Below are 24,144 nucleotides of genomic sequence, written 5' to 3'. Positions count from 1 at the left end.
CGCTGAGGTTTTTCTCGAAGACGGTGAGCTCGCCACCCTGAGCGTTCAAACCGCCAATCGTGATCGGGTCATCGTTGTTGTGGATTTGCAGCACCAGGTTCGCCGTGCTGCTGTCGCCATCGGCGTCCGTCAACGTATAGGTGAAGGTTTCCGTACCGTTGCCACCGCCGTGCAACGCCTTGAAATCGGCATCGCTGGTGTTGAGGGTGTAGGTGTAGGTGCCGTTGGCATTCAGCACCAACGTGCCGTAAGTGCCGGTGAAGGTACCGGGGGTGATCGGGCCGCTGTTTTCCCCGAGCGGCACGCGGTCGGCGCCTTGCACGTCGTTGCTCAGCACGTTGCCGTTCAGCGTCAGCAGGGTTTCCGAGGCAGTGCCATTGTTGTCATCGACTGCTTTGGGCACGTCGTCGGTGATGCTGATATCCAGCGTACCGGTAGCGCTGTCGCCATTGCTGTCGCTGGCCACCACGGTGACGTGTTCGACAAGACTATTGGCACCCTCGCCGCTTGCATGGGTTTCGGCACGGTTGAGGGTGTAGCTGTAACTGACCACGCCCGTCGCCGGGTTGTAACTGGTGACGGTCAGCGTGCCGCCCAGCGGGGAGGTGATCGACTGCGGGAAACCTGCCGCCACGCCGCCGCTGATCAAGTGGATCCCGCCGATGCTGAGGCTGGTCAGCCCGTCTGGCGCATTGATGGTGAAGGTCCCGCTTCGCGTCAGCAAGCCTTCGTTCCGCGCCGAACCATCGGCCAGGTTGGCTTCATTGACGGTCCGCTCGCCATTCTGCTCCGACAGGCCATTGAAGGTGACCGGATTGTTCGGCACCTCCGGCGTCACTGGCGGCACCACAGGCGCATCGGCCGCTTCAGTGTTGTCCGGATTAGCGTTCAGGCGTTCTTCGGGAAGTTCGGGAATGCCATTGAAACCGGCAGTGGGGAAGCCAATGATCGGGTCGACTCGCCCGCCCACTTCTTCAAGCAGGACGAAACTATGGCCACTGCCCTGGACGCCACCCGGCACACCGGTAGTCGTGGCAGGCCCGGCAGCGGTGGCTTCAGCGGTCTGGGTCGGGTCGTCGCCCGCCGCGATGGCTTTTTGCAGCTTTTCGACATCCGTCAGCTGCGCATCGCTCGGCGTCACTGCTTCAGGGGTGTCCACATGGGGAATCTGATTGGCAAGCAGCTGCGGTGTCATCTGCATGCTGCTGCCGCGCCCGAGGGTCAGTTCCTGGCCATTTTGCAGATGCACCGCCACTGCGCCTTCAGCGCCGGTGCTCAGTTGGTCGCCAGCGAACAACCGGTCCCCCTCGACCAAAACACGCCGGGTGCCGTCGCTCGCAACCGCGAACACTTGGCCGATGACCTTACTGACGATACCGATGAGCGTAGCCATGGTGCACTTCCTCCGCTGCCAACCGCTGTCGGCACCTTGTTTGTGCGAAGAACGTGCACATGGCTCAAGCGGGTTGTCTGGCGGATCATATTCCGGCTGCCGGTTTACTTGAGTAAGCCGCAGCCCCGGCAACGATCTCGCCCAGTCAGTCGCTCACGGCGCTGTTTGCGATTTCGGGGAAAACCCTCTGCAATCAATGGCATTGGATCCCTGTGCGCAACAACCTTGCCTGTGAGCAATGCGTAACGATCCCGAATCAGTAAAGTGACAAAAAACCGTCGCCATCAGATCGTTCGCATCCCTCCCCTCCAGCACTTCTCCGCTCTATGTCGATAAGTGGATTGGAACTTTCCTCAAACCCCGATGAGCGCCCTAGAGCCCATAAAACAAGGGCTTTCGCATTGAACAATGTGCTGGATTTTGCAGAGCGCATAAGTTTTTTTTTGCATAGTCGTTATGAAAAAAATTTCTTAGCTACGCTCCAGAATGTTCTTAGCTCTTTTGTTAAGGAAGTGAAACAACTTTACCTATAAATGTCGTCAAATAATTGGCGACTGATAAGCTCCACCAGGAACCAGGGAGATGTACATGCGCCTATTAACCCCCCTCGGCAGCGCGGTCCTTTTGGCCATGGCCTGCTCGTCCCAGGCTCAGGCCATGACGCTGACCGAAGCGATCCAGAGCACCATCGCGACCCACCCGGAGCTGGCATCGCGAGTGGACAGCCGTCTGTCAGCGGATGAGGACGTAAAGGTCGCCAAAGGGGGCTTTTATCCATCGGTTGATTTGAACGCCGCCTACGGGCGCGCGTACAGCGATAACACCAATACCCGGGCGCTCACCCCCAACGGGCACAACACTGAAACCCTCAACTACACCCAGTCGGAATTGCGCCTGCGGCAAATGCTCTTTGACGGCTTCAACACCGCCAATGAAGTCGGGCGCACCCAAGGTGTGGTCAACTCGCGAGCCTATTACGCTCAAGGCACGGCTCAGGATCTGGCCCTGCGCACCACCGAGGTTTACCTCGAAGTTCTCAAACGCCGCGAACTGGTAACACTGGCCAAGAACAACCTGCAAGCGCACTTGCGGGTCAACGACCAGATCGGCCTGCGCACCCAGCGCGGTGTGGGCAGCAACGCCGATGCCGACCAGTCCTCGGCTCGTCGGGCACTGGCAGAAAACAACCTCGACACCGCCGAAGTCGATCTGGCTGATGCCGAGTCGAACTTCTATGCCGTTGTGGGGCGCATGCCCGATGAACTCGAAACCCCGCCGTCGATTCGCGGCGAAGTCCCCACCTCCCTGCCCGAAGCCCAGCAGAGCATGGTGGAAAACAACCCTTACCTGAAATCTGCGCAGGCCGACGTGCAATCGGCCGAAAGCCAGTACGAAGTCGCCAAGTCGCCGTTCTATCCGCGCTTCGACGCCGAGGCTGCCGTGGGCGCGAACAACAACGTGCAGGGTGACAAAGGCCACGACAACGAATGGCGGGTCGGCGTGATCATGAACTACAACCTGTTCCGCGGCGGCAGCGACAAGGCGCGCCTGGCCTCCGACTCGCACAAGATCAACCAGGCCATGGATATCCGTAACAATGCCCTGCGTCAGCTCAACGAGAACATTCACCTGGCCTGGAACGCCATGGTCAATGCCAAGAAACAAACCCCGACCGCCCGTGAATACGCCGAAACCAGCAAGCGCGTACGCGTTGCCTACCAGGATCAGTTCGGCCTCGGTCAACGGACCCTGCTTGACCTGCTGGACAGTGAAAACGAACTCTACAACGCCAACCGCCGCTACACCGAAGTGCGCTACACCGAAGAGTTTTCGATGTACCGCGTCCTGGCGAACATGGGCCAGTTGTTGAGCAAACAAAGGGTTGTATTGCCCGCCGACGCGATCGCCCAGACCGAAGTGAAAAACGAAGCTCGACTGCCTGATATGAAGTAGTGCATGGGAGGGTTCAATGACCAGCATGGAACCCGGCAACACCGGTATCGATCCGCGCCTGAGCTTCGATGACCCGCTTCTGGACGGTCTGCTGATCCTCTGCAAACTCCATGGCGCGACGGTCAGTCGCGCCAGCCTGAGTGCCGGGCTCCCCATGGCACACCAACGCCTGAGCCTGGACCTGCTGCCCCGCGCAGCGGCCCGGGCCGGTTTGCAGGCGCGCTTGCTGCGCCGTGACCTCAAAGACATTTCCCCGCTCAACCTGCCCGTGCTGCTGCTGCTCAACAACGGCCGCACGGCCGTCCTGCGCCGTTATGGCGAGGACGGCAAGGTGCTGATCCTGCCCAGCGAAGCCGACGGCGGCGAACAATGGCTCAGCCCTGAAGAGCTGGCCGAACACTATAGTGGCCAGGCGTTGTTTGCCCGGCCACGCCACGAACTCGAAGACTTGCGCTCGCCGCTGGTGCCTCGGGTCCACGCCTGGTTTCGCGATACGCTGAAGCTGTCGAAATGGCTGTACAGCGATGCAATTCTGGCGAGTTTCCTGATCAACCTGCTGGGGCTGTTGGTGCCGCTGTTCGTGATGCAGACCTACGACCGCGTGGTGCCGAACCAGGCCACTTCGACCTTGTGGGTGCTGGCAATCGGTTTGCTGATCGGCACCGTTTTCGAACTGGTGCTGCGAGTCGTGCGCGCGCACTTGCTGGATACCGCCGGCAAGAAAACCGATGTGATCCTGTCGGCCACCCTGTTCGAGCGCATCACCGGCATGGCGATGAAAGCACGGCCGGCGACCATCGGTGGTTTTGCCCAAAGCATTCATGACTTCCAGGGCCTGCGGGAATTTCTCACCGCCGTGACCCTCACCAGCCTGATCGACCTGCCCTTCTGCCTGCTGATGCTGCTGGTGATCGGCCTGCTCGGTGGCTGGCTGGTGGTGATCCCGATTCTGGCGTTTCCCATCACCATCATCTTCGCCATGCTGATCCAGGTACGCCTGCGCGACACTGTGCAAAGGAGCCTCAGCCTCGGTGCCGAGCGCCAGGCACTGTTGATCGAAACCCTCAGCGGCCTGGAAACCCTCAAGGCCTGCAGCGCCGAAAGCGAACGCCAGCACAAATGGGAAAGCACCCACGGCGCCCTCACCCGCCTCGACAGCCATGCGCGCAACCTCTCGGCCCTGGCCACCAACGGCACGCTCTTCATCCAGCAACTGTCCGGTATGGCAACCATCGTCGCCGGGGTCTACAGCATCATCGCCGGCAACCTCAGCGTCGGTGCCCTGGTGGCCAGCTACATGCTGGGCAGCCGGGTGCTGGCGCCACTGGGACAGATCGCTGGCCTGATCACCCGCTACCAGCAAGCGCAACTGACCATGAAAAGCACCGACGCGCTGATGGGCCTGCCCCAGGAGCGCGACGCCAAACAACGGCCGCTGGAGCGCACCCAACTGCAAGGCGCGCTGGATGTCGTCGGTGTGAACTTCCACTACAACGGCCAGAGCGCTCCCGCCCTGGCCAACATCAGCCTCAGTGTGAAACCCGGTGAACGCATTGGCATCATCGGCCGCAGCGGCTCGGGCAAAAGCACCCTGGCGCGGCTGGTGATGGGGTTCTACGAACCGGATGAAGGCCAGTTACTGCTCGACGGCCTGGACCTGCGGCAACTGGACGTCGCCGACCTGCGCCATCAAATCGGTTACGTCGCCCACGACCTGCCGCTGCTGGCCGGCAGCCTGCGCGACAACCTGACCCTCGGCGCACGCTATATCAGCGACTCACGCATGCTCGAAGTGGCGGAAATGACCGGGGTCACCGAACTGGCCCGGCAACACCCGCACGGCTTCGACCGGCCCGTGGGCGAACGCGGGCAACTGCTGTCCGGTGGTCAGCGCCAGGCGGTTTTGCTGGCCCGGGCATTGTTGCTCGACCCGCCGATCCTGCTGCTCGACGAACCTACCAGCGCCATGGACAACAGCAGCGAAGACGTTCTGCGGAAAAAACTCCACGGCTGGGTCCAGGGCAAAACCGTGCTGCTGGTGACTCACCGCACCTCGATGCTGAGCCTGGTGGACCGGCTGGTGGTGCTGGACAACGGACGGATCGTCGCCGACGGCCCGAAAGAAGCGGTCATCGAAGCACTGCGCAAGGGCCGTGTCGGCTCTGCGGCTGTTTAGGAGTGGCCCTCTGGATGCAAATACACAACCTGTGGCGAGGGAGCTTGCTCCCGCTGGGTTGCGAAGCAGCCCCCTCGTTTTGTCATCTGGATCGCGACAGCAGTTTTTGCGACGGCTTCGCCGCCGGACGGGAGCAAGCTCCCTCGCCACAGGATTGTGTTCGGCACTATTTCTCTTAACTGACGGGTATCGCCCATGTCTGCTCAAACGCCAGATTCAGCGCCCCGAGGCTACTTCAACAGCTTCGGCAAAAGCGCCGAAGTCGAATTCATGCCGGAAACCGCCGGCGCCTCATTGCAGGACTCACCGCGCTGGTCGCGAATCACCGTGTGGCTGGCCGCCGCGCTGGTCGTCAGCGCACTGGTCTGGGCCAAATTCGCCGTGTTGCAGGAAGTGACCATGGGCGAAGGCAAAGCGATTCCGTCGAGCAAAGTCCAGGTGATCCAGAATCTGGAGGGCGGCATCGTCACTGAAATTTTCGTCCGTGAAGGGCAAATGGTGAACAAGGGCGACACCTTGCTGCGCCTGGATGACACCCGCTACCTGTCGAACAAGGGCGAAAGCGAAGCCGATCGCTATGCCTTGACCGCGCAAGTCGAACGGCTTTCGGCCGAGGCTGAGGGACGGCCGTTCAAGCTATCAGAAGAAGTGATCGCCAAAGCCCCGCAAGTGGCCGAAGACGAGCGCTCTCTGTATGAGCAGCGGCAACGTCGACTCGCCAGCGAGCAGCGCACGCTGACCGAGCAGCTTCGGCAAAAAACCCAGGAGTTGGCAGAGTTCCGCTCGAAACAGGGGCAGTTCAGCTCCAGCCTGGCGCTGCTGCAACAAGAAATGAACATGTCGACGCCGCTGGTGGGCACCGGTGCGGTGTCACCGGTGGAAATCCTGCGGCTCAAACGCAGTGCGGTGGAGATTCGCGGCTCGCTGAACGCCACCACCCTGGCGATTCCCCGGGCCGAATCGGCGATCAACGAGATCAAAAGCAAGATTGACGAATCGGAACAGACCTTCCGCTCGGAAGCCGCCAAAGAGTTGAATGAGAAACGCACCGACCTGTCGAAAATCACGGCATCGAGCATCGCCATCGACGACCGTGTCACCCGTACTACGGTGGTATCGCCGGTTCACGGCATCATCAAGGTGTTGAAGGTCAACACCATCGGCGGCGTGGTCCAACCGGGCAGTGACATGGTGGAAATCGTGCCACTGGAAGACAACCTGCTGATCGAAGCGAAGGTCCGCCCGCAAGACGTTGCATTCCTGCATCCGGGCCAGAAAGCCATGGTCAAATTCAGTGCCTACGACTACACGATTTACGGCGGCCTGAGCGCCAAGCTGGAGCTGATCGGCGCCGACACCATCACCGACGACAAGGGCAACAGCTTTTATCTGATTCAGGTGCGCACTGACAAAAACCATCTGGGCGGGGATGTGAAACCGCTGCTGATCATCCCGGGGATGGTGGCGACGGTGGACATTATTACCGGGGAGAAAACGGTGCTGGATTACTTGCTTAAACCGGTGTTGAAAGCGCGGACCGAGGCGATGCGGGAGCGGTAGTTTCTGGCTGAGATTTTCTGGTGATTGTTCCGCCGCCTTCGCGAGCAAGCCCGCTCCCACATTCGATCGTATTTCTCATGGAGGAACACGGTCGAATGTGGGAGCGGGCTTGCTCGCGAAGGGGCCGATCATTTTTCAGAATGATTACGCTGGTAAACCTCCTCCCCCATCGCCGCAATCTGCCCTTCGATCAATGCCTCGAATGGCTTTAACAACGGCGCAAACGAAGTCGGTGCCTCAAGGGTTTCAAGCGCCTGCACAATCGCCTCCACCGTCGACAACGCTCCCGGTCCCGGCGCCTTGCGCAGGCGATAGCGGGACACACCGCCTTCGGCCAGCGTCACCCTCGGCAACGCCGCCAGCAGCGGATTGAGGTGCAGCATCTTGCGCGCCTTGCGCCAGGTGCCGTCCGGGACAACCAGCAACAACGGTTCGTTTGTCGCGGCATAAGCCTGCATCGGCTGCGCATCGTCTCCGGGGAACAACAAGCGCGCCTGATATCCAGGCTGATTGAGCAATGCCGGCAAATCCTCGAACACCTCCCCGACGATCAACTCGGCATTGTTCAAGCCCAACGCCGCCAACCGCGCCGTATTCAGCGCATGGTTCACTTCGCCCGGATGCTGCAACAGCAACACCCGGGTGCGGCTGTCGAGGCTCGGGATCAACGGGCACAGGCAGTGGCTTTGCGGGCGCAGGCAGCGCGGGCAGTGGATTCTGGACATCTTCTCAGGCCTGATTCAGTTGGGCTTTAAGCAAATCGCGGAACGTCTGGATCAGCGGCTCGCGGCTGCGGCCCCGGCGCACGATCATCGAGAACGGCGCCTGATAACCGAATGTCGCCGGCAGCAACACCCGTAAGTCGCCCTTGTCGGCCCAGGCCTGGGCGTAGTGCTCCGGCAAATAACCGATGTAGGCGCCGGACAGCACCAGTATCAACTGGGCTTCCATACTTTCCACGGTCGCGGCGCTGTGCTTGAAGCCGTGACGTGCCAGTTCAGCCTGGCTCCAGTAGCCACGACCGACCATGCGCTGCTGGGTGATTACCTGCTCGGGAATGCGCCGCTCGTTGAACAGCGGATGGCGCGTGCTGCAATACAACCAGTGTTGTTCACGGTACAGCGGCATGTACACCAGGCCGCTCATGCGCGTGGAGAACGCACCGATGGCCAGGTCAAGACGGTTGTCCTGCACGCCGAGTTGCAATTCGTAGGGGCTCATGACCGACAGGTGCAAGTGCACGGCCGGGTGTTCCTGGCTGTAGGCGCCGATGGCTTCGGCGAACGGCAGGGCCTTGTCGCTGACGGTGGAGTCGATCACTCCGAGGTTCAACGTACCGCGCAACTCGCCCTTGAGCGCGGCGGCGTACTGCTCGAAGCCTTCGAGTTCGCCCAACAGGCGCAGGGTTTCCTGATGGAATAGCTCGCCCTTGCTGGTCAGGCTGAAACCGCCACGACCGCGATGGCAGAGCACCAGGCCCAGGGCCGATTCGAGCTGGCTCATGTAGGTGCTGATGGCCGACGTCGAGAGATTGAGCTCCTGCTGGGCGTTGGCGAAGCCCTGATGCCGCACCACGCTGACGAAGATGCGCAATAGTTTCAGGTCGGGTAAAGCGTTGGCCATGGGGGCTCCAGCAGCAACACAAAAATCAGGTGGACAATAACGCTCTGTAGCAGCTGGCGAAGCCTGCGTCCGGCGGCGAAGCCGTCGTGAAATCAGGCGACGCGCTGTTTCAGGAAAACCTCGCGTTCAGGTTTTGACGACGGCTCCGCCGCCGAACGCTGCCTCGCGGTGCTCGACAGCTGCTACAGAGAACACGGCAAGTCTATCGCCGTCCTCGTCATTAGTTTAGAAAAATCTGAACTAAGTATTTGCCCGTAGCGATTCTTCCCGGCCACTACATTTCGCAGAATCGGCCCACAACGGTGCCCGTACCTTCCGTGAACGGCGCAACCCTATAAATAAAACAACGACGATGAGGCCCTACCCGTGGACAAGATTCTTCACCAACCACTGGGCGGTAACGAAATGCCGCGCTTCGGCGGCATCGCCACCATGATGCGACTCCCCCACTTGAATACCGCTGCCGGCCTGGACGCTGCCTTCGTAGGCGTGCCACTGGACATCGGTACCTCGCTGCGTCCAGGCACCCGTTTCGGGCCTCGCGAAATCCGCGCTGAATCGGTAATGATCCGCCCATACAACATGGCGACTGGCGCTGCGCCGTTCGACTCGCTGTCGGTTGCCGACATTGGCGACATCGCGATCAACACCTTCAACCTGCTGGATGCCGTACGGATCATCGAAGAATCCTACGACAACATCCTCGAACACGATGTGATCCCCCTGACCCTGGGCGGCGACCACACCATCACCCTGCCTATCCTGCGTGCCATCCATAAAAAGCACGGCAAGGTCGGCCTGGTGCACATCGACGCTCACGCTGATGTGAACGACCACATGTTCGGCGAGAAAATCGCCCACGGCACCACCTTCCGTCGCGCCGTCGAAGAAGGCCTGCTGGACCCGGACCGTGTCGTGCAGATCGGCCTGCGCGCCCAGGGCTACACCGCTGACGACTTCAACTGGAGCCGCAACCAGGGCTTCCGTGTGGTTCAGGCCGAAGAGTGCTGGCACAAATCGCTGGAGCCTCTGATGGCTGAAGTCCGCGAGAAAGTCGGTGGCGGTCCGGTCTACCTGAGCTTCGACATCGACGGCATCGACCCGGCCTGGGCACCTGGCACCGGCACCCCGGAAATCGGCGGTCTGACGACCATTCAGGCGATCGAGATCGTTCGTGGCTGCCAAGGCCTCGACCTGGTCGGTTGCGATTTGGTAGAAGTCTCGCCCGCTTATGACACCACTGGTAATACCTCGCTGCTGGCCGCCAACCTGCTGTACGAAATGCTCTGCGTACTGCCTGGCGTAGTCCACCGCTGAGGATGGTTCATGAACGAGCGCGATCAGGTTTTGAAAGCCGCCGCCGATCTGGTGTCCGCTTTTGCCCGTAACGATCGCGAAGCCTACTTCGGCGCGTTCAGCGCCGATGCCAGCTTCGTCTTCTATACCCTCGAACAGCCCCTGCTGTCGCGCGACGCCTACCAGGCGATGTGGGACAGCTGGCGCGCCGAGGATGGCTTCGAGGTGCTCTCGTGCACCTCAAGCAACGCTTTCGTCAGCCTGCAGGGTGACGTGGCGATTTTCATCCATGACGTAGCCACCGAGCTGCGCATGCAAGGGGAGCAACACTTTAGCCAGGAGCGCGAGACGATTGTTTTCAAGAAACAAGCGTCTGGCCAAGAACAACAAGGCCTATGGCTGGCCTGCCACGAACATTTGTCCGCGATGCCGGAAGGGCTGCCACCCCCTTAGCCAACACAGGTGACGCTCACGCACGATGCGCGCGCCTTTATGATCGGAGCTGATCATGAATAACAACAACAAAGACCAAAGCCTTACGCAAATTGAAACCTACGGGGTCGAACAGATCCCGGACAACGAACGCACCGCTGGCCCGACGGACTTGTTCCGGATGATCTTCGGTGGTTCCAACACCTTTGCTACCGCCGTCCTCGGCAGTTTCCCGGTACTGTTCGGCCTGTCTTTCCAGGCGGGCGTCTGGGCGATTGTGCTGGGCGTATTGCTGGGTTCGCTGATCCTCGCGCCAATGGGCCTGTTCGGTCCGATCAACGGCACCAACAATGCCGTGTCTTCCGGTGCGCACTTCGGCGTGCACGGGCGGATCGTTGGCTCGTTCCTGTCGCTGTTGACCGCCATCGCCTTCTTCTCGCTCTCGGTGTGGAGCTCGGGTGATGCGCTGATCGGTGGTGCCAAACGCCTGATCGGCCTGCCGGAAACCGACCTGACCCTGGGCCTGGCCTACGGTCTGTTCGCGATTCTGGTACTGACCGTGTGCATCTATGGCTTCCGCTTCCTGCTGTGGGTCAACAAGATCGCGGTGTGGAGTGCCAGTTTGCTGTTCCTGCTGGGCATTTTCGCCTTCGCAGGACCTTTCGATGCGAACTACGCCGGCACCGTGAACATGGGCCAACCGGGTTTCTGGGCCGCTTTCATCGGCGCAGCGCTGGTAGCCATGAGCAACCCGATTTCCTTCGGTGCGTTCCTCGGCGACTGGTCGCGCTACATCCCGCGTGACACCTCCAAGCGCCGCATCATGGCGGCGGTGGTGATTTCGCAGATCGCGACCTTCATCCCGTTCCTGTTCGGCCTGGCCACCGCCACCATCGTAGCGATCAAGGCACCGGACTACATCGCGGCCAACAACTATGTCGGCGGCCTGCTGGCAGTCTCGCCGAGCTGGTTCTTCCTGCCGGTGTGCCTGATCGCAGTGATTGGTGGCATGTCCACCGGCACCACCTCGCTCTACGGCACCGGCCTGGACATGTCCAGCGTGTTCCCACGGGTACTGTCGCGGGTCAAGGCCACGCTGCTGATCGGTGTGATGTCGATTGCCTTCATCTTCATCGGGCGCTTCGCGGCCAACCTGGTGCAGAGCGTGTCGACCTTCGCCGTGCTGATCATCACCTGCACCACCCCGTGGATGGTGATCATGATCATCGGCCTGCTGGTGCGTCGCGGCTTCTACTGCCCGGATGACCTGCAAGTGTTCACCCGCGGCGAGAAAGGTGGCCGTTACTGGTTCACCCACGGCTGGAACTGGCGTGGCCTGGGTGCCTGGATCCCGAGCGCGGCCGTCGGCCTGTGCTTCGTGAACCTGCCGGGGCAATTTGTCGGCCCACTGGGCGAAATGGCCGGCGGTATCGACATCAGCCTGCCGGTGACCCTGGGCCTGGCCTCGGTGGTGTACCTGGCGCTGCTGAGCCTGTTCCCGGAATCGAGCGCAGTGTTCGGCCCGAACGATTCACGCAGCAAGAGCACGGATTCGCTCGCTAAACCGGCGATGCGACAAGTCGCCTGACTTGTGGGAGCGGGCTTGCTCGCGAAGGCGGTCTGTCGGTCACATTGAAGTTGAATGTGCCGCCCTCTTCGCGAGCAAGCCCGCTCCCACAGAGAGCTGCGCCACAGAAATATTTTTGTTCCACATAAAAAAGACAATCGGAGACACGCCAGCATGGCTTTGGATTTATTCGTTGTACTCATCTACGCTGCCGCGATGCTGCTACTCGGCTATTACGGCATGCGCAAGGCCAAGACCAACGAAGACTTTTTGGTCGCAGGTCGCAACCTCGGCCCAAGCCTGTACATGGGTACCATGGCTGCCACCGTCCTCGGCGGGGCGTCCACCGTGGGCACCGTGCGTCTGGGCTACGTACATGGCATCTCCGGTTTCTGGCTTTGCGCCGCACTGGGTTGCGGGATCGTGGCGCTGAACCTGTTCCTCGCCAAACCACTGCTCAAACTGAAGATCTACACCGTTACCCAGGTGCTGGAAAAACGCTACAACCCGATGGCCCGCTCCGCGAGCGCGGTGATCATGCTGGCTTACGCGCTGATGATCGGCGTGACCTCGATCCTGGCAATCGGCACCGTTCTGCAAGTGCTGTTCGGCCTGCCGTTCTGGATCTCGGTACTGCTCGGTGGCGGCGTCGTGGTGATCTACTCGGCCATTGGCGGCATGTGGTCCCTGACCCTGACTGACATCGTCCAGTTCGTGATCAAGACCGTAGGCCTGATGTTCATCCTGTTGCCGATCTGCATGTACCGCGTCGGTGGCTGGGATGAGTTGGTGATGAAACTGCCGGCGGCGAGCTTCAGCTTCACCACCATCGGCTGGGACACCATCATTACCTACTTCATGATCTACTTCTTCGGCATCTTGATCGGTCAGGACATCTGGCAACGGGTGTTCACCGTCAAGACCGCTAAAGTGGCTCAGGTTGCCGGTACCGCTGCCGGTATCTACTGCATCCTCTACGGTCTGGCCTGCGCCCTGATCGGCATGGCTGCACACGTACTGATCCCGGATCTGGACAACGTCAACAACGCCTTCGCTGCCATCGTCAAACTGTCCCTGCCGGACGGTATCCGTGGCCTGGTGATCGCTGCCGCACTGGCCGCCATGATGTCCACCGCCAGCGCCGGCCTGCTGGCTGCTGCTACCACCCTGACCGAAGACCTGCTACCGAAACTGCGTGGCGGTAAACAGTCGAGCCTGGCGATCAACCGCCTGTTCACCCTGTTGACCGGCATCGTGGTACTCGGCATCGCGCTGGTGGTCAACGACGTGATTAGCGCCCTGACCCTGGCTTACAACCTGCTGGTGGGCGGCATGCTGATCCCGCTGATGGGTGCGATTTTCTGGAAGCGCGCCACCACCGCCGGCGCCATCGCCAGCATGGGCATGGGCTTCGCCACTGCGCTGCTGTTCATGTTCAAGGACGGTCTGGATGCCAACACCCCGATCTACTACAGCCTCGGCGTTGGCCTGGTGAGCTTCGTGCTGGTGAGCCTGCTGTCCCCTCGCCCGGTGACTGTGGCCAGCGCTGCCTAAGCTATACATAACGACTTGATGCTTTCTTCGACGGGTGTGGCGTCGGTTGCCACACCCGTTTTTTTTCGTCTGGAGAAAACGTTTTATGAAGATTGTTTCTCGCGATCAATGGTTCGAAGTGAAACCGCTCAGTGACGGCATCCGCCTGATTCACGAGCCGTACATCCGACCTTTCTACCGCTGTAACCTCTGGCACATCCAGGGCCGCGACAAAGACCTGCTGCTGGACAGCGGCTCGGGCCTGGTCAGCTTGCGCGAACAACTGCCGTGGATCACCGAACGGCCGCTGGTGGCCGTCGCCAGTCATTGCCACTTCGATCACATCGCCGGTCATCACGAGTTCGCTGAACGGCTGGTGCATCCGGCCGAGGCGGACATTCTCGCCGCGCCGGATGGCGATAACGACTTGAGCAAAGCCTTTGTCGGTGACGACATGTTCGAGGCGCACCCTGATTGCCCGCTGTGCTACGCCGAATACCGGGTCAAGGCCGCACCGGCCACGGGGTTTATCGAAGATGGAGATGTGCTGGACCTGGGTAATCGAGTGTTGCAGGTCGTGCACACACCGGGACACTCGCCGGGTGGCATCTGCCTGTACGAAGCCGCCACCGAGACCTTGTTCAGCGGCGACATCATCTACGACGGCCCGCTGATCGAAGACGCCTACCACTCCAACCTCGATGACTACGCCCGCAGCCTGCAACGTCTGCACGCTTTGTCGATCCGCACGGTGCATGGCGGGCACTTCGGCAGTTTTTCCGGAGAGCATTTGCGCAACATGATTGACGAATGGCAGCGCTCACACGGCTAAAGCCTGCTGTACTCAGCGGCAGGGAGAACAACACCCACCTCTTCGAAGAACGATCATGAAAGAAGCTGCCGTTCGTGCTGTCGTGCATCGCTTTATCAGCCGCCTATTGGAAGGTCGGGATGACTTCGACGACAACGCCAGCCTGGCGCAGTTGGGATTGGATAAAGAAGATATCGAAGAGCTGATCTTCCATCTGGAAGATGAGTTGGGTGTAACGGCGTTTTCCGTGGAGGAAGACCGGATGCTCAAGACCGCCACGACAGCGAATGACTTGAGCCGGTTTTTGCTGGAGATCGGGCGGGATTGAGGCTGAGTTGCAAGTATTGCCCTTTGTGGCGAGGGAGCTTGCTCCCGCTCGACTGCGCAGCAGTCGCATAACCTGCAATCAAATGACCTGCTAAAACTCAATGACTATTTGGGGCCGCTTCGCAGCCCAGCGGGAGCAAGCTCCCTCGCCACAGCAAGCCCCCTCACCACAGAAAGCCCCTTATCAGCCAGATAGCATCAGCCGTTACCGGCGACGCTGCTGGCGTCGGCGCTGTTCGTCATCAGTGCGGATAGGCACGGGTTGCAGAGGCGGTTCGATCAAGCCGAGAGCCACGCCCAGGTCATGCAGCCAGTTTTGGATCTTCTCTTTCATGGTGCCCCCTTCAGGGTAGTGCCGAGCGGCCAAAATTCTGTAGCCCCTTCGCACTGATAATAGTCCGAAGTCCAACGCAATGCTCGCGCAAAGTCGCAATGATCTGTTACTGAATCCATCACAATCAGCCTGTGTTCAGGCAATTTCCTGCGCCTGTACCCATGTCGGCGGATAAACCGCCTGTTGCTGCTCGATCCAGGCATTCAGGTTGGCCCCGACCATGCCCTTGCGCCACATCAGCCAGGTGGTAGCGCTGGCAAACGGTTCGGCCAACGGATGCACCGCCACACTCTCACGGCCTGGCAAGCTGGCAAGCATCGACTCCGACATCAGCGCCACGCCGGAACCGGCAATCACGCAAGCGAGCATTCCTGGATAGGACTCGATCTCCATTGCCCGGCCCATGGCCGCATGGTCATGGGCGAACCAGGCCTCCAGGCGCATACGGTAGGAGCAGCCCTGGCGAAAGGTGAACACCGAACGCCCTTGCACATCCAGCGCGCTGCGCACGGGCGGGTGATCGGCCTCGCTGATCAGCACCAGGCGCTCGTCGCACAAAGGCACGCCGTCGAGCCCGGCCAGTTCCAGCGGGCCATCCACCAGCGCCGCATCGAGTCGGCCGGTGAGCAGGCCTTCGAGCAATTCACCGCTGGGGCCGGATTGCACTTGCAGGTTCACCGCCGGATACAACCGGTGATAGCGCGCCAATAGCCCCGGAAGGTGGATAGCAGCCGTGCTGTACATGGTGCCGAGCACGAAGTCGCCCGCCGGTTGCCCGCCCTGCACTGCCGCACTGGCTTCGTCGCGCAAGGCAAACAGCCTGGCGGTGTAGTCCAGCAGGACTTTTCCCGCAGGCGACAGCTGCAAGCGCTGACGCTCACGCAGGAACAGTTCGACGCCGAGTTGCTCTTCCAGCTGTTTGAGCCGGGTCGACAGGTTCGACGGCACTCGATGCAGCCGTTCGGCGGCCCGGGTGATGGACCCTTCCTCCGCCACTGCCTGGAAGATGCGCAATTGGCTGAACTCCACGACACTCTCCAAAAAAGAACAAGTTACTCACTATTATTCATTTTTAAAGAAAGTCAATCAGTCCTAGCCTGACGGTCATTGATCCTCCAAACGGAATCCAGACCATGTCTCCCCTGATTCGCTTATCCGCCAGTTTCGTTGCCCTGATGATGGCCATGGGCATCGGCCGTTTTGCCCTGACACCGCAACTGCCGCACCTGCTCAGCGAAGGCCAGATCGACCTGACCGCCGCCGGGCTGATTGCCGCCGCCAACTACCTCGGGTACTTCATCGGCGCGGTGGACGCCATGTTCTCCCGGCGTCCCGCGCAAGTGCGCCGGCGCTTGCTCGGCGGATTGTGGCTCTGCGTGCTGCTGACCCTGGCGTCTTTCTGGGCCAATGGTTTCTGGTCGCACCTGCTGCTGCGCTTTGGCACCGGCGTGGCCAGCGCCTGGGTGCTGGTGATGATCACCGCCCTGAGCCAGCCGCTCGCGGCAGCGGCCGGGCGTCCAAGGCTCGGTGCCCTGGTCTTCGCCGGACCGGGTTTGGGGATTTTCCTGACCGGTTTATTGGCCTTGGGCTCGAATCTGTTGGGCCAGACATCCGCCACCTTGTGGCTGGTGTACGCCGCCACAGGGCTGGCGATGCTGCTGGGGATTCTGCCGTTCCTGCCGCAAACGGGCACAGGCGCAACCGCTGTGCCCAGTGCCGGCGCGTCGAGTCATCAAGGCATCGCTCGCCTGGGCTTGATCTACGCCCTGTACGGATTGGGCTACATCATCCCGGCGACTTTTTTGTCGCAAATGGCCAACGCGCAATTCCATGGCCAATGGCAAGCCGACCTGTTCTGGCCTTGCTTTGGCCTGGCGGCGGCAACCGGCGTGGTGCTGGTGAGTTTGCGTCGACAAAAATCGGATGCCACGCGTTACTGGCTGATGGCGACGTTATGGCTGCAAGCCGCTGGCGTATTCGCCTGCCTGCTGGGCAACGGGCCAGGCCTGGCGCTGGGTGTGATCCTGTGCGGCACGCCCTTCCTGGCCTGCATGCAACTGGTGATGCAACGCTCCCGGGAACTGGCCCCGCACGCCACCCAGCGCAATGCCGGCCTGTTGACGGCCTGCTTCGCCGTGGGCCAGCTCAGCGGACCATTGCTGGCGGCGCTGAGCAGTCATTTCAGCGGTGGTTTGCAGCCGGCACTGGTGGTCGCCGGCTGTGGCTTGCTGATCGCCGGCGGTCTGTTGATCGCGCCGGTCAGTGCTGCCCGAGGGCTTTGCGCAAACGACGACGCAACCACTGCTCAGCGCTGACAAACGTGATGCCCGCCAACACCAGCACTGCACCGATGATGAAGTTCAGGCTCAGCGCCTCGCCCAGCAGCACCACCCCGAACGTGACGCCGAACAACGGCGTCATGAACGAAAACACCGCGAGGTTAGCCGCCAGATAACGGCGCAACAGCCAGAACCAGATGAGGTAACTGAAGAACGACACGACCACGCCCTGAAACAGCACACTGGCCACTGCCACGGAGGTCAGGCTGACATGGGTGATCTGGCCGCTGAGTAGCGCAATCAACAACAGACCGAAGAAACCGACAATCAACTGATAGAACAGCGTCAGGGTCACTGGCGCTTCCGACAGGCGCGAGGCGCGTACCACTACGGTGGTCGCGCCCCAGGCGGCACCCGCCAGCACACCCAAGGCATCGCCCATCAACATGCGGTAATCCAGATTGTCCCAGGACACGCCCCCGGCAAACGCGATGGCAATCCCGATAAAGGCCAGGACAATCCCCAGCCATTGCAAGGGTCGCAAGCGCTCACTGGGCAACAACCAGTGCACCCCCAACGCAGTGAAGATTGGCGCGGTGTAGAGGAACACCGACATGTGCGCCGCCGTGGTCAGTTGCAGGCCTTCGGAGATGAAGAAGAATTCCAGGCCGAACAAGGCGCCGGCCAACAAGCCGCCGCGCCAGGTTGTACTCACCTGGCTCCAGCCGCCCTTCCAGCAGATCAGCAGCCCGACCAGCAACGCCGACATACCGGAACGTCCGGCCGCCTGCATCACCGGCGCAATATCGGCCGCCGCCCACTTGATCATCACCTGCTGAACGCCCCAGACCAGGCACAACCCGATCATCACTTGCAGGGCAAACCCGTCGGCGCTGCGCCGAGTGGCGCTCACCGGAACACCTCGAAGACACAATCCATGGCAAAGACTCGGCAGTAAAAGCAAAGCCCCGGCCTTCTCGTTGAAAAGAAAACACCGGGGCGAAAAATCATGTTGTCGATTATTAACCAGAAGGCCGGAAAATGCCGCCTGCCAGAGACCTTCACTTCTCTGCTTGCGCCATCCCGGCCTTCTGTATTGTCAGGCAATCAACTCAGTTCGATACGGTCGGCATGAATGACAATCTGGCCATTCTTGTACAACGCGCCGATGGCCTTCTTGAAGTTGCCTTTGCTGACACCGAACAGACTGCTGATCAACGCCGGATCACTCTTGTCGCTGACCGCCAGGGTCCCGTTGTTTTCGCGCAACCTGGCGAGGATCTTCGAGTTCAGGCTGGTGGCCGCTTCCTGACCGACCGGTTGCAGGCTCAGGCTGATCTTGCCGTCGGCGCGAACTTCCTTGATGAAGCCCTTTTCTTCTTTACCGGCGCGCATGAACTTGAAGATTTCGTTCTTGTGGATCAGGCCCCAATGCTTGTTGTTGATGATGGCCTTGAAGCCCATGTCAGTGGCTTCGGCCACCAGCAAGTCCACTTCCTGACCCGCGGTGTAGTTGGCCGGGGTCTTGTCCAGGTAGCGGTCCAGGCGCGCGGTCGCGGTGATGCGACGGGTGTGCTTGTCGAGGTAGACGTGCACCACCACATATTCGCCCGCCGTCATCTGCCGTTTCTCTTCGGAGAACGGCAGCAACAGGTCCTTGGGCAAGCCCCAGTCCAGGAATACGCCGATGCTGTTGACTTCAACAACTTTCAAACTGGCGAATTCACCGACTTGAACTTTCGGCTTTTCAGTAGTTGCGATGAGTTTGTCATCGCTGTCCAGATAAATAAAAACGTTGAGCCAGTCTTCATCTTCGGTAGGAATATCTTTTGGAATATAACGATTAGGCAGAAGGATTTCGCCATCCGCGCCACCGTCCAGATATAAACCGAAGTTAGTGTGTTTAACCACTTGCAAACTGTTGTAGCGCCCGACTAAAGCCATGTCCAATACCCTCATTGCGTGGGCGGCATTCTACCCGGTTTTAAGCGTCGCGTTTGGCACCCGGCCCGGTGGCACGAGAAAATCCGCTGAAAGCCTCAATTTTCCCGGGTTTGCATCGCACACCTGTCCGCTCGTCAGACCGATCCGGGCATTTACGCCACGCCCAGGTCAGCGTAATGCGGTATTTTTCCAGGCAATGTTTTTAGTTAAAACAGCGGCTTAGGTGCATATTTCAAATATTGGCCGATGACTGATTGCCCAGTCTTCACGAGTATTGTCAGGGGATATTTGCCAAGCAATTATCAGGTGTTTCCTGTACGATGCCTGGCCAAGTTAATTTTCTACAGGTTAATGGCCGCCATGCGCGTAAAAGCATCCACCAGCAAAGCAAAGCCAGCTCCAGCCGTCGAAACCAGCGAATCGATCAACAGCCAGATCGCAGCGTTCCTCAAGTCCGGCGGTGAAATCCAGCAAATTGCCAAAGGCGTCAGTGGCCAGACGTTCGGCCCGTCCAAGCAGATCACCCTGGGCAAAAAGTAATCCCCTCGCGTCACCTGGTCCCAAAGCGCTTTGAGCTTCGAAGCGCTTGGACTGGAACCCTCGCTTCCCCCCTCCGCCACTCCTCCAGATCCTGTGAAGATCGACGCACGGCCTTCATTGCCGATCATTCGCCGGTATCCTTGCACGTGTCTGCATCAAGCGTTGCAATGGGCTCACCAGCCTGCCTCGCTGTTCATGAAATGACACATGTTCAAACCTTCCTGTTTATCGGCTGAACTGCCAGGCTCATCCTGGGTTCACATGAGAATCAGAGCCGAAGACTGGCTTTCGCAAGGATTCGTCCATGTCCCGCTGGTTTAAACATTTCACCATTGTGCTCACCGTTGCCCTCGCCCTCGGCGCGTGCAGCCGCATGGGCCTGGCCTACCGCAATCTCGATGTGATCATCCCGTGGACGCTCAGCGACTACCTGGACATGAACGGCGAGCAAAAGAGCTGGCTGAACGAACGCCTGAAGGAACACCTGAGCTGGCACTGCACCACCCAATTGCCCGGCTACCTCGACTGGCTGGACCGCCTGCAAACCATGATCGCGACCAACCAGGTCAACGATGCCGCATTGCAGGCCCGCGCCCACGAAGCCGAACAAGCGATCGCCGAGACTGCGCGGGAAATCACCCCGTCGGCCATCGAGTTGTTGCAAGGGCTGGATGACAAGCAAGTTGCCGAGATGAACGAAGCCTTTGCCAAGGACCAGCGCAAACGCCAGGAGGAATACCTCAAGCCCTCCCTCGACCAGCAGATCAAGGAGCGCGGCGAGCGCATGGAAAAGCGCCTGAAGGACTGGCTCGGGCCACTGAGCACCACCCAGCAACAGCGGGTAAGCACATGGTCCAACGCCTTGGGCGAGCAAAACACTCAGTGGCTTGCCAACCGTGTCCACTGGCAAAAGCAGTTCAGCGCGGCCGTCGCCCAACGCCAAAGCCCACAATTCCCACAACGAATCGAGACACTTCTGGTCAATCGTGAGAGTTTGTGGACGCCCGCCTATCGCCAGGCCTTTGCCAACACCGAAGCTCAGGCACGCTCGCTGTTTGTGGATCTGATGGCTGAAAGTACGCCGGCTCAGCGTGAACGTTTGCTGAAAAAAATCGAGGGAGTGCGCAAGGACTTCAGCGACTTGAAGTGCCTGAAAGCGGCGAAACAAAGTTAAGCCCAACACAATGCCAACGTGGGAGATTCTATGGTTGAGGAAAAGCCCTCAACCTGCTCTTGGTTGGTATTCGCTCTGCCCCTTCAGCCGGGCATTTGCTGACGACCGACCGGCGGTATGTCGAATTCCACGCAAGCCAAACGACTAGGCTGTGTAACTCACCTCCCCGCCCCACGCAGGAGAAAACAACATGAACATTCAGAATCATCCCGTCGTGTCGCGGGAAGAATGGCTCGCCGCCCGCAAACAGCACCTTGCCCACGAGAAAGCCTTCACCAAGGAAAGGGACAAACTCAGCGCCGAACGCCGCGCCCTGCCCTGGGTGAAAGTCGACAAGGACTACCACTTCCAGGGGCCCAACGGCGAACTGAAACTGGCCAACCTGTTTGGCGGCCGCAGTCAGTTAGTCATCTACCACTTCATGTTCGCCGAGGGTTGGGACGAGGGCTGCCCCGGTTGCTCGTACCTAAGCGATCACATCGACGGCGCCAACCAGCATCTGGCCCACCATGACGTGGCCGTAGTAGCGGTTTCCCACGCACCGTTCGCCGAATTCCAGGCGTTCAAACGGCGCATGGGCTGGAAGTTCGACTGGGTGTCGTCAGCAGGATGCGATTTCAACTACGACTTTGGCGTCTGTGCCCGGGCCGAAGACGTCGCCGCCGGAAAGGCTACGTACAACTACGAAAAAACCGACGGCTCCGAGGAAGAACTCCCCGGTCTCAGCGTGTTTTATCGCAATGACGCCGGCGAAATCTTCCATACCTACTCTACTTATGCCCGGGGCCTGGACCTGCTGGTCGGCGCCTACAACTACCTCGACCTCACGCCCAAGGGCCGCAACGAGGACGAAATCATGGAATGGGTGCGGCATCACGACAAATATGAGGAACAGGAGAAGTCGAGCTGCTGCCATAGCGGTTAGCCCCAGACACCGAGGCGCGGCCTTCGCGGGCAAGCCACGCTCCCACACACAAAATATGTGTTCACACCAGGCCCCTGTGGGAGCGGGCTTGCCCGCGAAGAGGCCCGACCATTCAACACAAAGTCCCCAGATTAAAAACAAGGCCAAGACAATGAACGTCACCCTCAAAACCCTGCCCCCGGCCCGCGTCGCCTACCTGCGCTACACCGGCCCCTACGGCCCGGAAATCGGTACCTTCTGGCGCGAAACGGTGGCCCCGTGGATGATTGAAAACAACCTGCTCAACCGCGTGCGCTACGGCATCGGCCACGACGACCCGAGCACCACGCCAGCGCAATACTGCCGCTACGACGCCTGCGTCGAAGTGCCCGCCGACTTCGAACCCAAATACCCGTTCGCCGTCACCCACCTGCCCGGCGGCCGCTACGCCGTCGCCGAATTCACAGGGCCAGCCAGCGAAATTCCAGCCGGCTGGTGCGAGATGTGCACGCAGTGGATGCCGCAAAGTGGCCTGGAATACGACCAGCGCCCGGGGTTCGAACGCTATCCGATAGAGGCTTCCTACGATGAAAAGACCGGGTTCATGGAGCTGCAGATGTGTATCGCGGTGAAAGACTGATCGAGACGGGCATCCCGGTACCTTTGACTGAACTTCCCCCCCGAATAGTGCCAGTTGATGGATCAGCGCTTGAAGGAATTGGAGTCGGCAGAAAAGAAAACTGAGAGTTGATAAACATCAGACATGAAAAAACCCGGACACTGTCCGGGTTTTTCGTGGGGCACTTACAACGACTTATTCAGCCGCCGGCGCTTCCGGCTTGCGGCGCTTGAGCGGGGCCATGCCGTCCTTGCTAACCAGGGAGTCGCTCTTCGGCCGGTTGACGCTCTTGCGCTTGGTCGGGGTCTTGGCGGCAGTTTTTTTCTTGTCGCCCTTGGCGTCGGTCTTTTTCTTCTTCACGCCGACGGCTTTGCCCGAGGCCTTGACCTTTTTCGGTCCGCCGTAGGTGCCTTTGACTTCCTTGATGGTACGGCGCTCGAAGCTCTGCTTGAGGTAGCGCTCGATGCTCGACATCAGGTTCCAGTCGCCGTGGCAGATCAGCGAGATGGCCAGGCCATCGTTACCGGCGCGGCCGGTACGACCGATGCGGTGCACGTACTCGTCGCCGCTGCGCGGCATGTCGAAGTTGATCACCAGGTCCAGGCCGTCCACGTCCAGACCGCGGGCAGCGACGTCGGTGGCCACGAGGATTTTCACGCCGCCCTGCTTCAGGCGGTCGATCGCCAGTTTGCGATCCTTCTGGTCTTTCTCGCCGTGCAGCACGAACGCTTTGTATTCCTGCGCCACCAGGCGGCCGTAGATACGGTCGGCCATGGCCCGGGTGTTGGTGAAGACGATGGCCTTCTGGTAGGTCTCGTTGGCCAGCAGCCAGTTGACGATCTGTTCTTTGTGCTGGTTGTGGTCAGCGGTAATGATTTGCTGGCGGGTGGTGTCGTTCAGCTGGCTGACCGCGTTGAGCTGCAGGTGCTCAGGGTTGTTCAGGACCTTGGCGATCATCTCGCGCAAGCCGGAACCGCCTGTGGTGGCGGAGAACAGCATGGTCTGCTGACGATTCGGGCATTCGTCCACGAGGCGCTGCACGTCCTCGGCAAAGCCCATATCGAGCATGCGGTCGGCTTCGTCGAGTACCAGGACTTCGACTTCCTTGAGGTCGAGGTTGCCGGCGTTCAGTTGCTCGATCATCCGGCCCGGCGTACCGATCAGGATGTCTGGCACCTTGCGCAGCATCGCAGCCTGGACCTTGAAGTCTTCGCCGCCGGTGATCAGGCCGGACTTGATGAAGGTGAACTGCGAGAAGCGTTCAACTTCTTTCAGCGTCTGCTGGGCCAGTTCGCGGGTCGGCAGCAGGATCAGGGTCTTGATGCTGACGCGGATTTTCGCCGGGCCGATCAGACGATTGAGGATGGGCAAAACGAATGCAGCGGTTTTGCCGCTACCGGTTTGCGCCGTCACCCGCAGGTCACGCCCCTGGAGCGCCAGCGGAATGGCCGCGGCTTGCACAGGCGTTGGCTCGACAAATTTCAGCTCGGCCACGGCTTTGAGCAGGCGTTCGTGCAGGGCGAATTGGGAAAACACGGGTGCTACCTCGAAGAAATGCAAAAAAACAGCTGCATAGGGTAACGGTTTCGAGCGCTCAGGCCGAGTTTCTTTATACAAATGGCGGTAAACAGTTGGTTTTTTGTTGCCTGATTTTTCCTCAAACGTAATACAAAGCGTCT

Annotated in this window: 22 protein-coding genes; 14 read left to right on the top strand and 8 right to left on the bottom strand. The window is 60.1% G+C overall.

Annotated features, from left to right (window positions below):
- Positions 1 to 1,393, bottom strand: a 1,393-nt coding sequence (locus PMI28_RS19505) for a retention module-containing protein (RefSeq protein ID WP_007984924.1), incomplete at its 3' end; no start/stop codon positions are given.
- Positions 1,394 to 1,981: 588 nt separating this feature from the next.
- On the opposite strand from PMI28_RS19505, the gene PMI28_RS19510 reads away from it, so the two are divergent.
- The 3 genes from PMI28_RS19510 (at position 1,982) to PMI28_RS19520 (ending at position 7,082) form a co-directional block, all read left to right on the top strand.
- Positions 1,982 to 3,346, top strand: coding sequence for a TolC family outer membrane protein (locus tag PMI28_RS19510; RefSeq protein WP_007984922.1), 1,365 nt, complete (start codon positions 1,982 to 1,984; stop codon positions 3,344 to 3,346).
- A 16-nt stretch (positions 3,347 to 3,362) separates the two neighbouring features.
- Positions 3,363 to 5,522 carry a type I secretion system permease/ATPase gene (locus PMI28_RS19515; protein ID WP_007984920.1) on the top strand — a complete coding sequence of 720 codons (2,160 nt, stop codon included), beginning with the start codon at positions 3,363 to 3,365 and terminating at the stop codon, positions 5,520 to 5,522.
- A 195-nt stretch (positions 5,523 to 5,717) separates the two neighbouring features.
- On the top strand, positions 5,718 to 7,082 hold the full coding sequence (locus PMI28_RS19520) for an HlyD family type I secretion periplasmic adaptor subunit (RefSeq protein WP_007984918.1): 1,365 nt from the start codon (positions 5,718 to 5,720) through the stop codon (positions 7,080 to 7,082).
- Positions 7,083 to 7,210: 128 nt separating this feature from the next.
- Here PMI28_RS19520 and PMI28_RS19525 read toward each other — a convergent pair whose 3' ends face one another.
- Both PMI28_RS19525 and PMI28_RS19530 read right to left on the bottom strand, forming a co-directional pair.
- Positions 7,211 to 7,807: a tRNA-uridine aminocarboxypropyltransferase gene (locus PMI28_RS19525; RefSeq protein ID WP_007984916.1), complete on the bottom strand. Its 597-nt coding sequence runs from the start codon at positions 7,805 to 7,807 to the stop codon at positions 7,211 to 7,213.
- A 4-nt stretch (positions 7,808 to 7,811) separates the two neighbouring features.
- Positions 7,812 to 8,705 carry a LysR family transcriptional regulator gene (locus tag PMI28_RS19530; protein WP_007984914.1) on the bottom strand — a complete coding sequence of 298 codons (894 nt, stop codon included), beginning with the start codon at positions 8,703 to 8,705 and terminating at the stop codon, positions 7,812 to 7,814.
- Between the two features lie 366 nt (positions 8,706 to 9,071).
- Here PMI28_RS19530 and speB point away from each other — a divergent pair, with 366 nt between their 5' ends.
- From speB to PMI28_RS19560, 6 genes are all read left to right on the top strand, one after another.
- Positions 9,072 to 10,022 carry an agmatinase gene (speB, locus tag PMI28_RS19535; protein ID WP_007984912.1) on the top strand — a complete coding sequence of 317 codons (951 nt, stop codon included), beginning with the start codon at positions 9,072 to 9,074 and terminating at the stop codon, positions 10,020 to 10,022.
- A 9-nt stretch (positions 10,023 to 10,031) separates the two neighbouring features.
- Entirely contained in the window at positions 10,032 to 10,454 is a 423-nt protein-coding gene (locus PMI28_RS19540) for a YybH family protein (RefSeq protein ID WP_007984910.1), read from the top strand.
- 55 nt (positions 10,455 to 10,509) lie between these two features.
- Positions 10,510 to 12,021, top strand: a complete 1,512-nt coding sequence (locus PMI28_RS19545) for a purine-cytosine permease family protein (RefSeq protein ID WP_007984908.1) — start codon at positions 10,510 to 10,512, stop codon at positions 12,019 to 12,021.
- A gap of 153 nt (positions 12,022 to 12,174) precedes the next feature.
- Positions 12,175 to 13,554 carry a sodium:solute symporter gene (locus PMI28_RS19550; RefSeq protein ID WP_007984906.1) on the top strand — a complete coding sequence of 460 codons (1,380 nt, stop codon included), beginning with the start codon at positions 12,175 to 12,177 and terminating at the stop codon, positions 13,552 to 13,554.
- 85 nt (positions 13,555 to 13,639) lie between these two features.
- Positions 13,640 to 14,365 (top strand): MBL fold metallo-hydrolase, encoded by a 726-nt coding sequence (locus PMI28_RS19555; protein WP_007984904.1) that lies wholly within the window; start codon positions 13,640 to 13,642, stop codon positions 14,363 to 14,365.
- Positions 14,366 to 14,420: 55 nt separating this feature from the next.
- A complete protein-coding gene (locus tag PMI28_RS19560) occupies positions 14,421 to 14,672 on the top strand; it encodes a hypothetical protein (RefSeq protein WP_007984902.1) in 252 nt (83 codons plus the stop codon).
- Positions 14,673 to 14,876: 204 nt separating this feature from the next.
- On the opposite strand, the gene PMI28_RS31395 is transcribed toward PMI28_RS19560, so the two are convergent.
- Both PMI28_RS31395 and ptrR read right to left on the bottom strand, forming a co-directional pair.
- Positions 14,877 to 15,005: a PA1414 family protein gene (locus PMI28_RS31395; RefSeq protein WP_007914492.1), complete on the bottom strand. Its 129-nt coding sequence runs from the start codon at positions 15,003 to 15,005 to the stop codon at positions 14,877 to 14,879.
- Between the two features lie 135 nt (positions 15,006 to 15,140).
- Positions 15,141 to 16,034, bottom strand: coding sequence for a putrescine utilization regulator PtrR (gene ptrR / locus PMI28_RS19565; RefSeq protein ID WP_007984900.1), 894 nt, complete (start codon positions 16,032 to 16,034; stop codon positions 15,141 to 15,143).
- A 104-nt stretch (positions 16,035 to 16,138) separates the two neighbouring features.
- On the opposite strand from ptrR, the gene PMI28_RS19570 reads away from it, so the two are divergent.
- Positions 16,139 to 17,320, top strand: coding sequence for an MFS transporter (locus PMI28_RS19570; RefSeq protein WP_007984898.1), 1,182 nt, complete (start codon positions 16,139 to 16,141; stop codon positions 17,318 to 17,320).
- Here the strand turns inward: PMI28_RS19570 and PMI28_RS19575 are convergent.
- Both PMI28_RS19575 and PMI28_RS19580 read right to left on the bottom strand, forming a co-directional pair.
- The gene (locus tag PMI28_RS19575) at positions 17,265 to 18,197 is read right to left on the bottom strand and encodes a DMT family transporter (protein ID WP_007984896.1); all 933 of its coding nucleotides are present in this window, start codon (positions 18,195 to 18,197) and stop codon (positions 17,265 to 17,267) included. The genes PMI28_RS19570 and PMI28_RS19575 overlap by 56 nt on opposite strands.
- Positions 18,198 to 18,391: 194 nt before the next feature.
- Positions 18,392 to 19,228 carry a CvfB family protein gene (locus PMI28_RS19580; RefSeq protein ID WP_007984894.1) on the bottom strand — a complete coding sequence of 279 codons (837 nt, stop codon included), beginning with the start codon at positions 19,226 to 19,228 and terminating at the stop codon, positions 18,392 to 18,394.
- Between the two features lie 351 nt (positions 19,229 to 19,579).
- Here PMI28_RS19580 and PMI28_RS19585 point away from each other — a divergent pair, with 351 nt between their 5' ends.
- The 4 genes from PMI28_RS19585 to PMI28_RS19600 all read left to right on the top strand — a co-directional run bounded on the left by PMI28_RS19585 (position 19,580) and on the right by PMI28_RS19600 (position 22,486).
- Positions 19,580 to 19,768: a hypothetical protein gene (locus tag PMI28_RS19585; RefSeq protein WP_015096330.1), complete on the top strand. Its 189-nt coding sequence runs from the start codon at positions 19,580 to 19,582 to the stop codon at positions 19,766 to 19,768.
- A 304-nt stretch (positions 19,769 to 20,072) separates the two neighbouring features.
- Positions 20,073 to 20,942: a DUF6279 family lipoprotein gene (locus PMI28_RS19590; protein WP_007984890.1), complete on the top strand. Its 870-nt coding sequence runs from the start codon at positions 20,073 to 20,075 to the stop codon at positions 20,940 to 20,942.
- Between the two features lie 190 nt (positions 20,943 to 21,132).
- Positions 21,133 to 21,867, top strand: coding sequence for a DUF899 domain-containing protein (locus PMI28_RS19595; protein WP_007984888.1), 735 nt, complete (start codon positions 21,133 to 21,135; stop codon positions 21,865 to 21,867).
- A 151-nt stretch (positions 21,868 to 22,018) separates the two neighbouring features.
- Positions 22,019 to 22,486, top strand: a complete 468-nt coding sequence (locus tag PMI28_RS19600) for an AraC family transcriptional regulator (RefSeq protein ID WP_007984885.1) — start codon at positions 22,019 to 22,021, stop codon at positions 22,484 to 22,486.
- Positions 22,487 to 22,660: 174 nt separating this feature from the next.
- Here the strand turns inward: PMI28_RS19600 and PMI28_RS19605 are convergent, their stop codons facing one another.
- Positions 22,661 to 24,001, bottom strand: coding sequence for a DEAD/DEAH box helicase (locus PMI28_RS19605; protein ID WP_007984884.1), 1,341 nt, complete (start codon positions 23,999 to 24,001; stop codon positions 22,661 to 22,663).
- Positions 24,002 to 24,144: the final 143 nt, after the last annotated feature.

It is taken from the genome of Pseudomonas sp. GM48 (assembly GCF_000282335.1).
In the GTDB taxonomy this organism is placed as follows: domain Bacteria; phylum Pseudomonadota; class Gammaproteobacteria; order Pseudomonadales; family Pseudomonadaceae; genus Aquipseudomonas.
This window is presented reverse-complemented; position numbering and strand designations above follow the sequence as displayed.

Excerpts from the sequence above, each read along its gene's own strand:
- PMI28_RS31395 (WP_007914492.1), bottom strand. The coding sequence starts at position 15,005 with ATGAAAGAGAAGATCCAAAACTGGCTGCATGACCTGGGCGTGGCTCTC.
- PMI28_RS19585 (WP_015096330.1), top strand. The coding sequence starts at position 19,580 with ATGGCCGCCATGCGCGTAAAAGCATCCACCAGCAAAGCAAAGCCAGCT.
- PMI28_RS19595 (WP_007984888.1), top strand. The coding sequence starts at position 21,133 with ATGAACATTCAGAATCATCCCGTCGTGTCGCGGGAAGAATGGCTCGCC.
- PMI28_RS19555 (WP_007984904.1), top strand. The coding sequence starts at position 13,640 with ATGAAGATTGTTTCTCGCGATCAATGGTTCGAAGTGAAACCGCTCAGT.
- PMI28_RS19590 (WP_007984890.1), top strand. The coding sequence starts at position 20,073 with ATGTCCCGCTGGTTTAAACATTTCACCATTGTGCTCACCGTTGCCCTC.
- PMI28_RS19540 (WP_007984910.1), top strand. The coding sequence starts at position 10,032 with ATGAACGAGCGCGATCAGGTTTTGAAAGCCGCCGCCGATCTGGTGTCC.
- PMI28_RS19570 (WP_007984898.1), top strand. The coding sequence starts at position 16,139 with ATGTCTCCCCTGATTCGCTTATCCGCCAGTTTCGTTGCCCTGATGATG.
- PMI28_RS19600 (WP_007984885.1), top strand. The coding sequence starts at position 22,019 with ATGAACGTCACCCTCAAAACCCTGCCCCCGGCCCGCGTCGCCTACCTG.
- PMI28_RS19515 (WP_007984920.1), top strand. The coding sequence starts at position 3,363 with ATGACCAGCATGGAACCCGGCAACACCGGTATCGATCCGCGCCTGAGC.
- PMI28_RS19550 (WP_007984906.1), top strand. The coding sequence starts at position 12,175 with ATGGCTTTGGATTTATTCGTTGTACTCATCTACGCTGCCGCGATGCTG.
- PMI28_RS19520 (WP_007984918.1), top strand. The coding sequence starts at position 5,718 with ATGTCTGCTCAAACGCCAGATTCAGCGCCCCGAGGCTACTTCAACAGC.
- PMI28_RS19510 (WP_007984922.1), top strand. The coding sequence starts at position 1,982 with ATGCGCCTATTAACCCCCCTCGGCAGCGCGGTCCTTTTGGCCATGGCC.
- PMI28_RS19525 (WP_007984916.1), bottom strand. The coding sequence starts at position 7,807 with ATGTCCAGAATCCACTGCCCGCGCTGCCTGCGCCCGCAAAGCCACTGC.
- PMI28_RS19530 (WP_007984914.1), bottom strand. The coding sequence starts at position 8,705 with ATGGCCAACGCTTTACCCGACCTGAAACTATTGCGCATCTTCGTCAGC.
- PMI28_RS19560 (WP_007984902.1), top strand. The coding sequence starts at position 14,421 with ATGAAAGAAGCTGCCGTTCGTGCTGTCGTGCATCGCTTTATCAGCCGC.
- PMI28_RS19580 (WP_007984894.1), bottom strand. The coding sequence starts at position 19,228 with ATGGCTTTAGTCGGGCGCTACAACAGTTTGCAAGTGGTTAAACACACT.
- PMI28_RS19545 (WP_007984908.1), top strand. The coding sequence starts at position 10,510 with ATGAATAACAACAACAAAGACCAAAGCCTTACGCAAATTGAAACCTAC.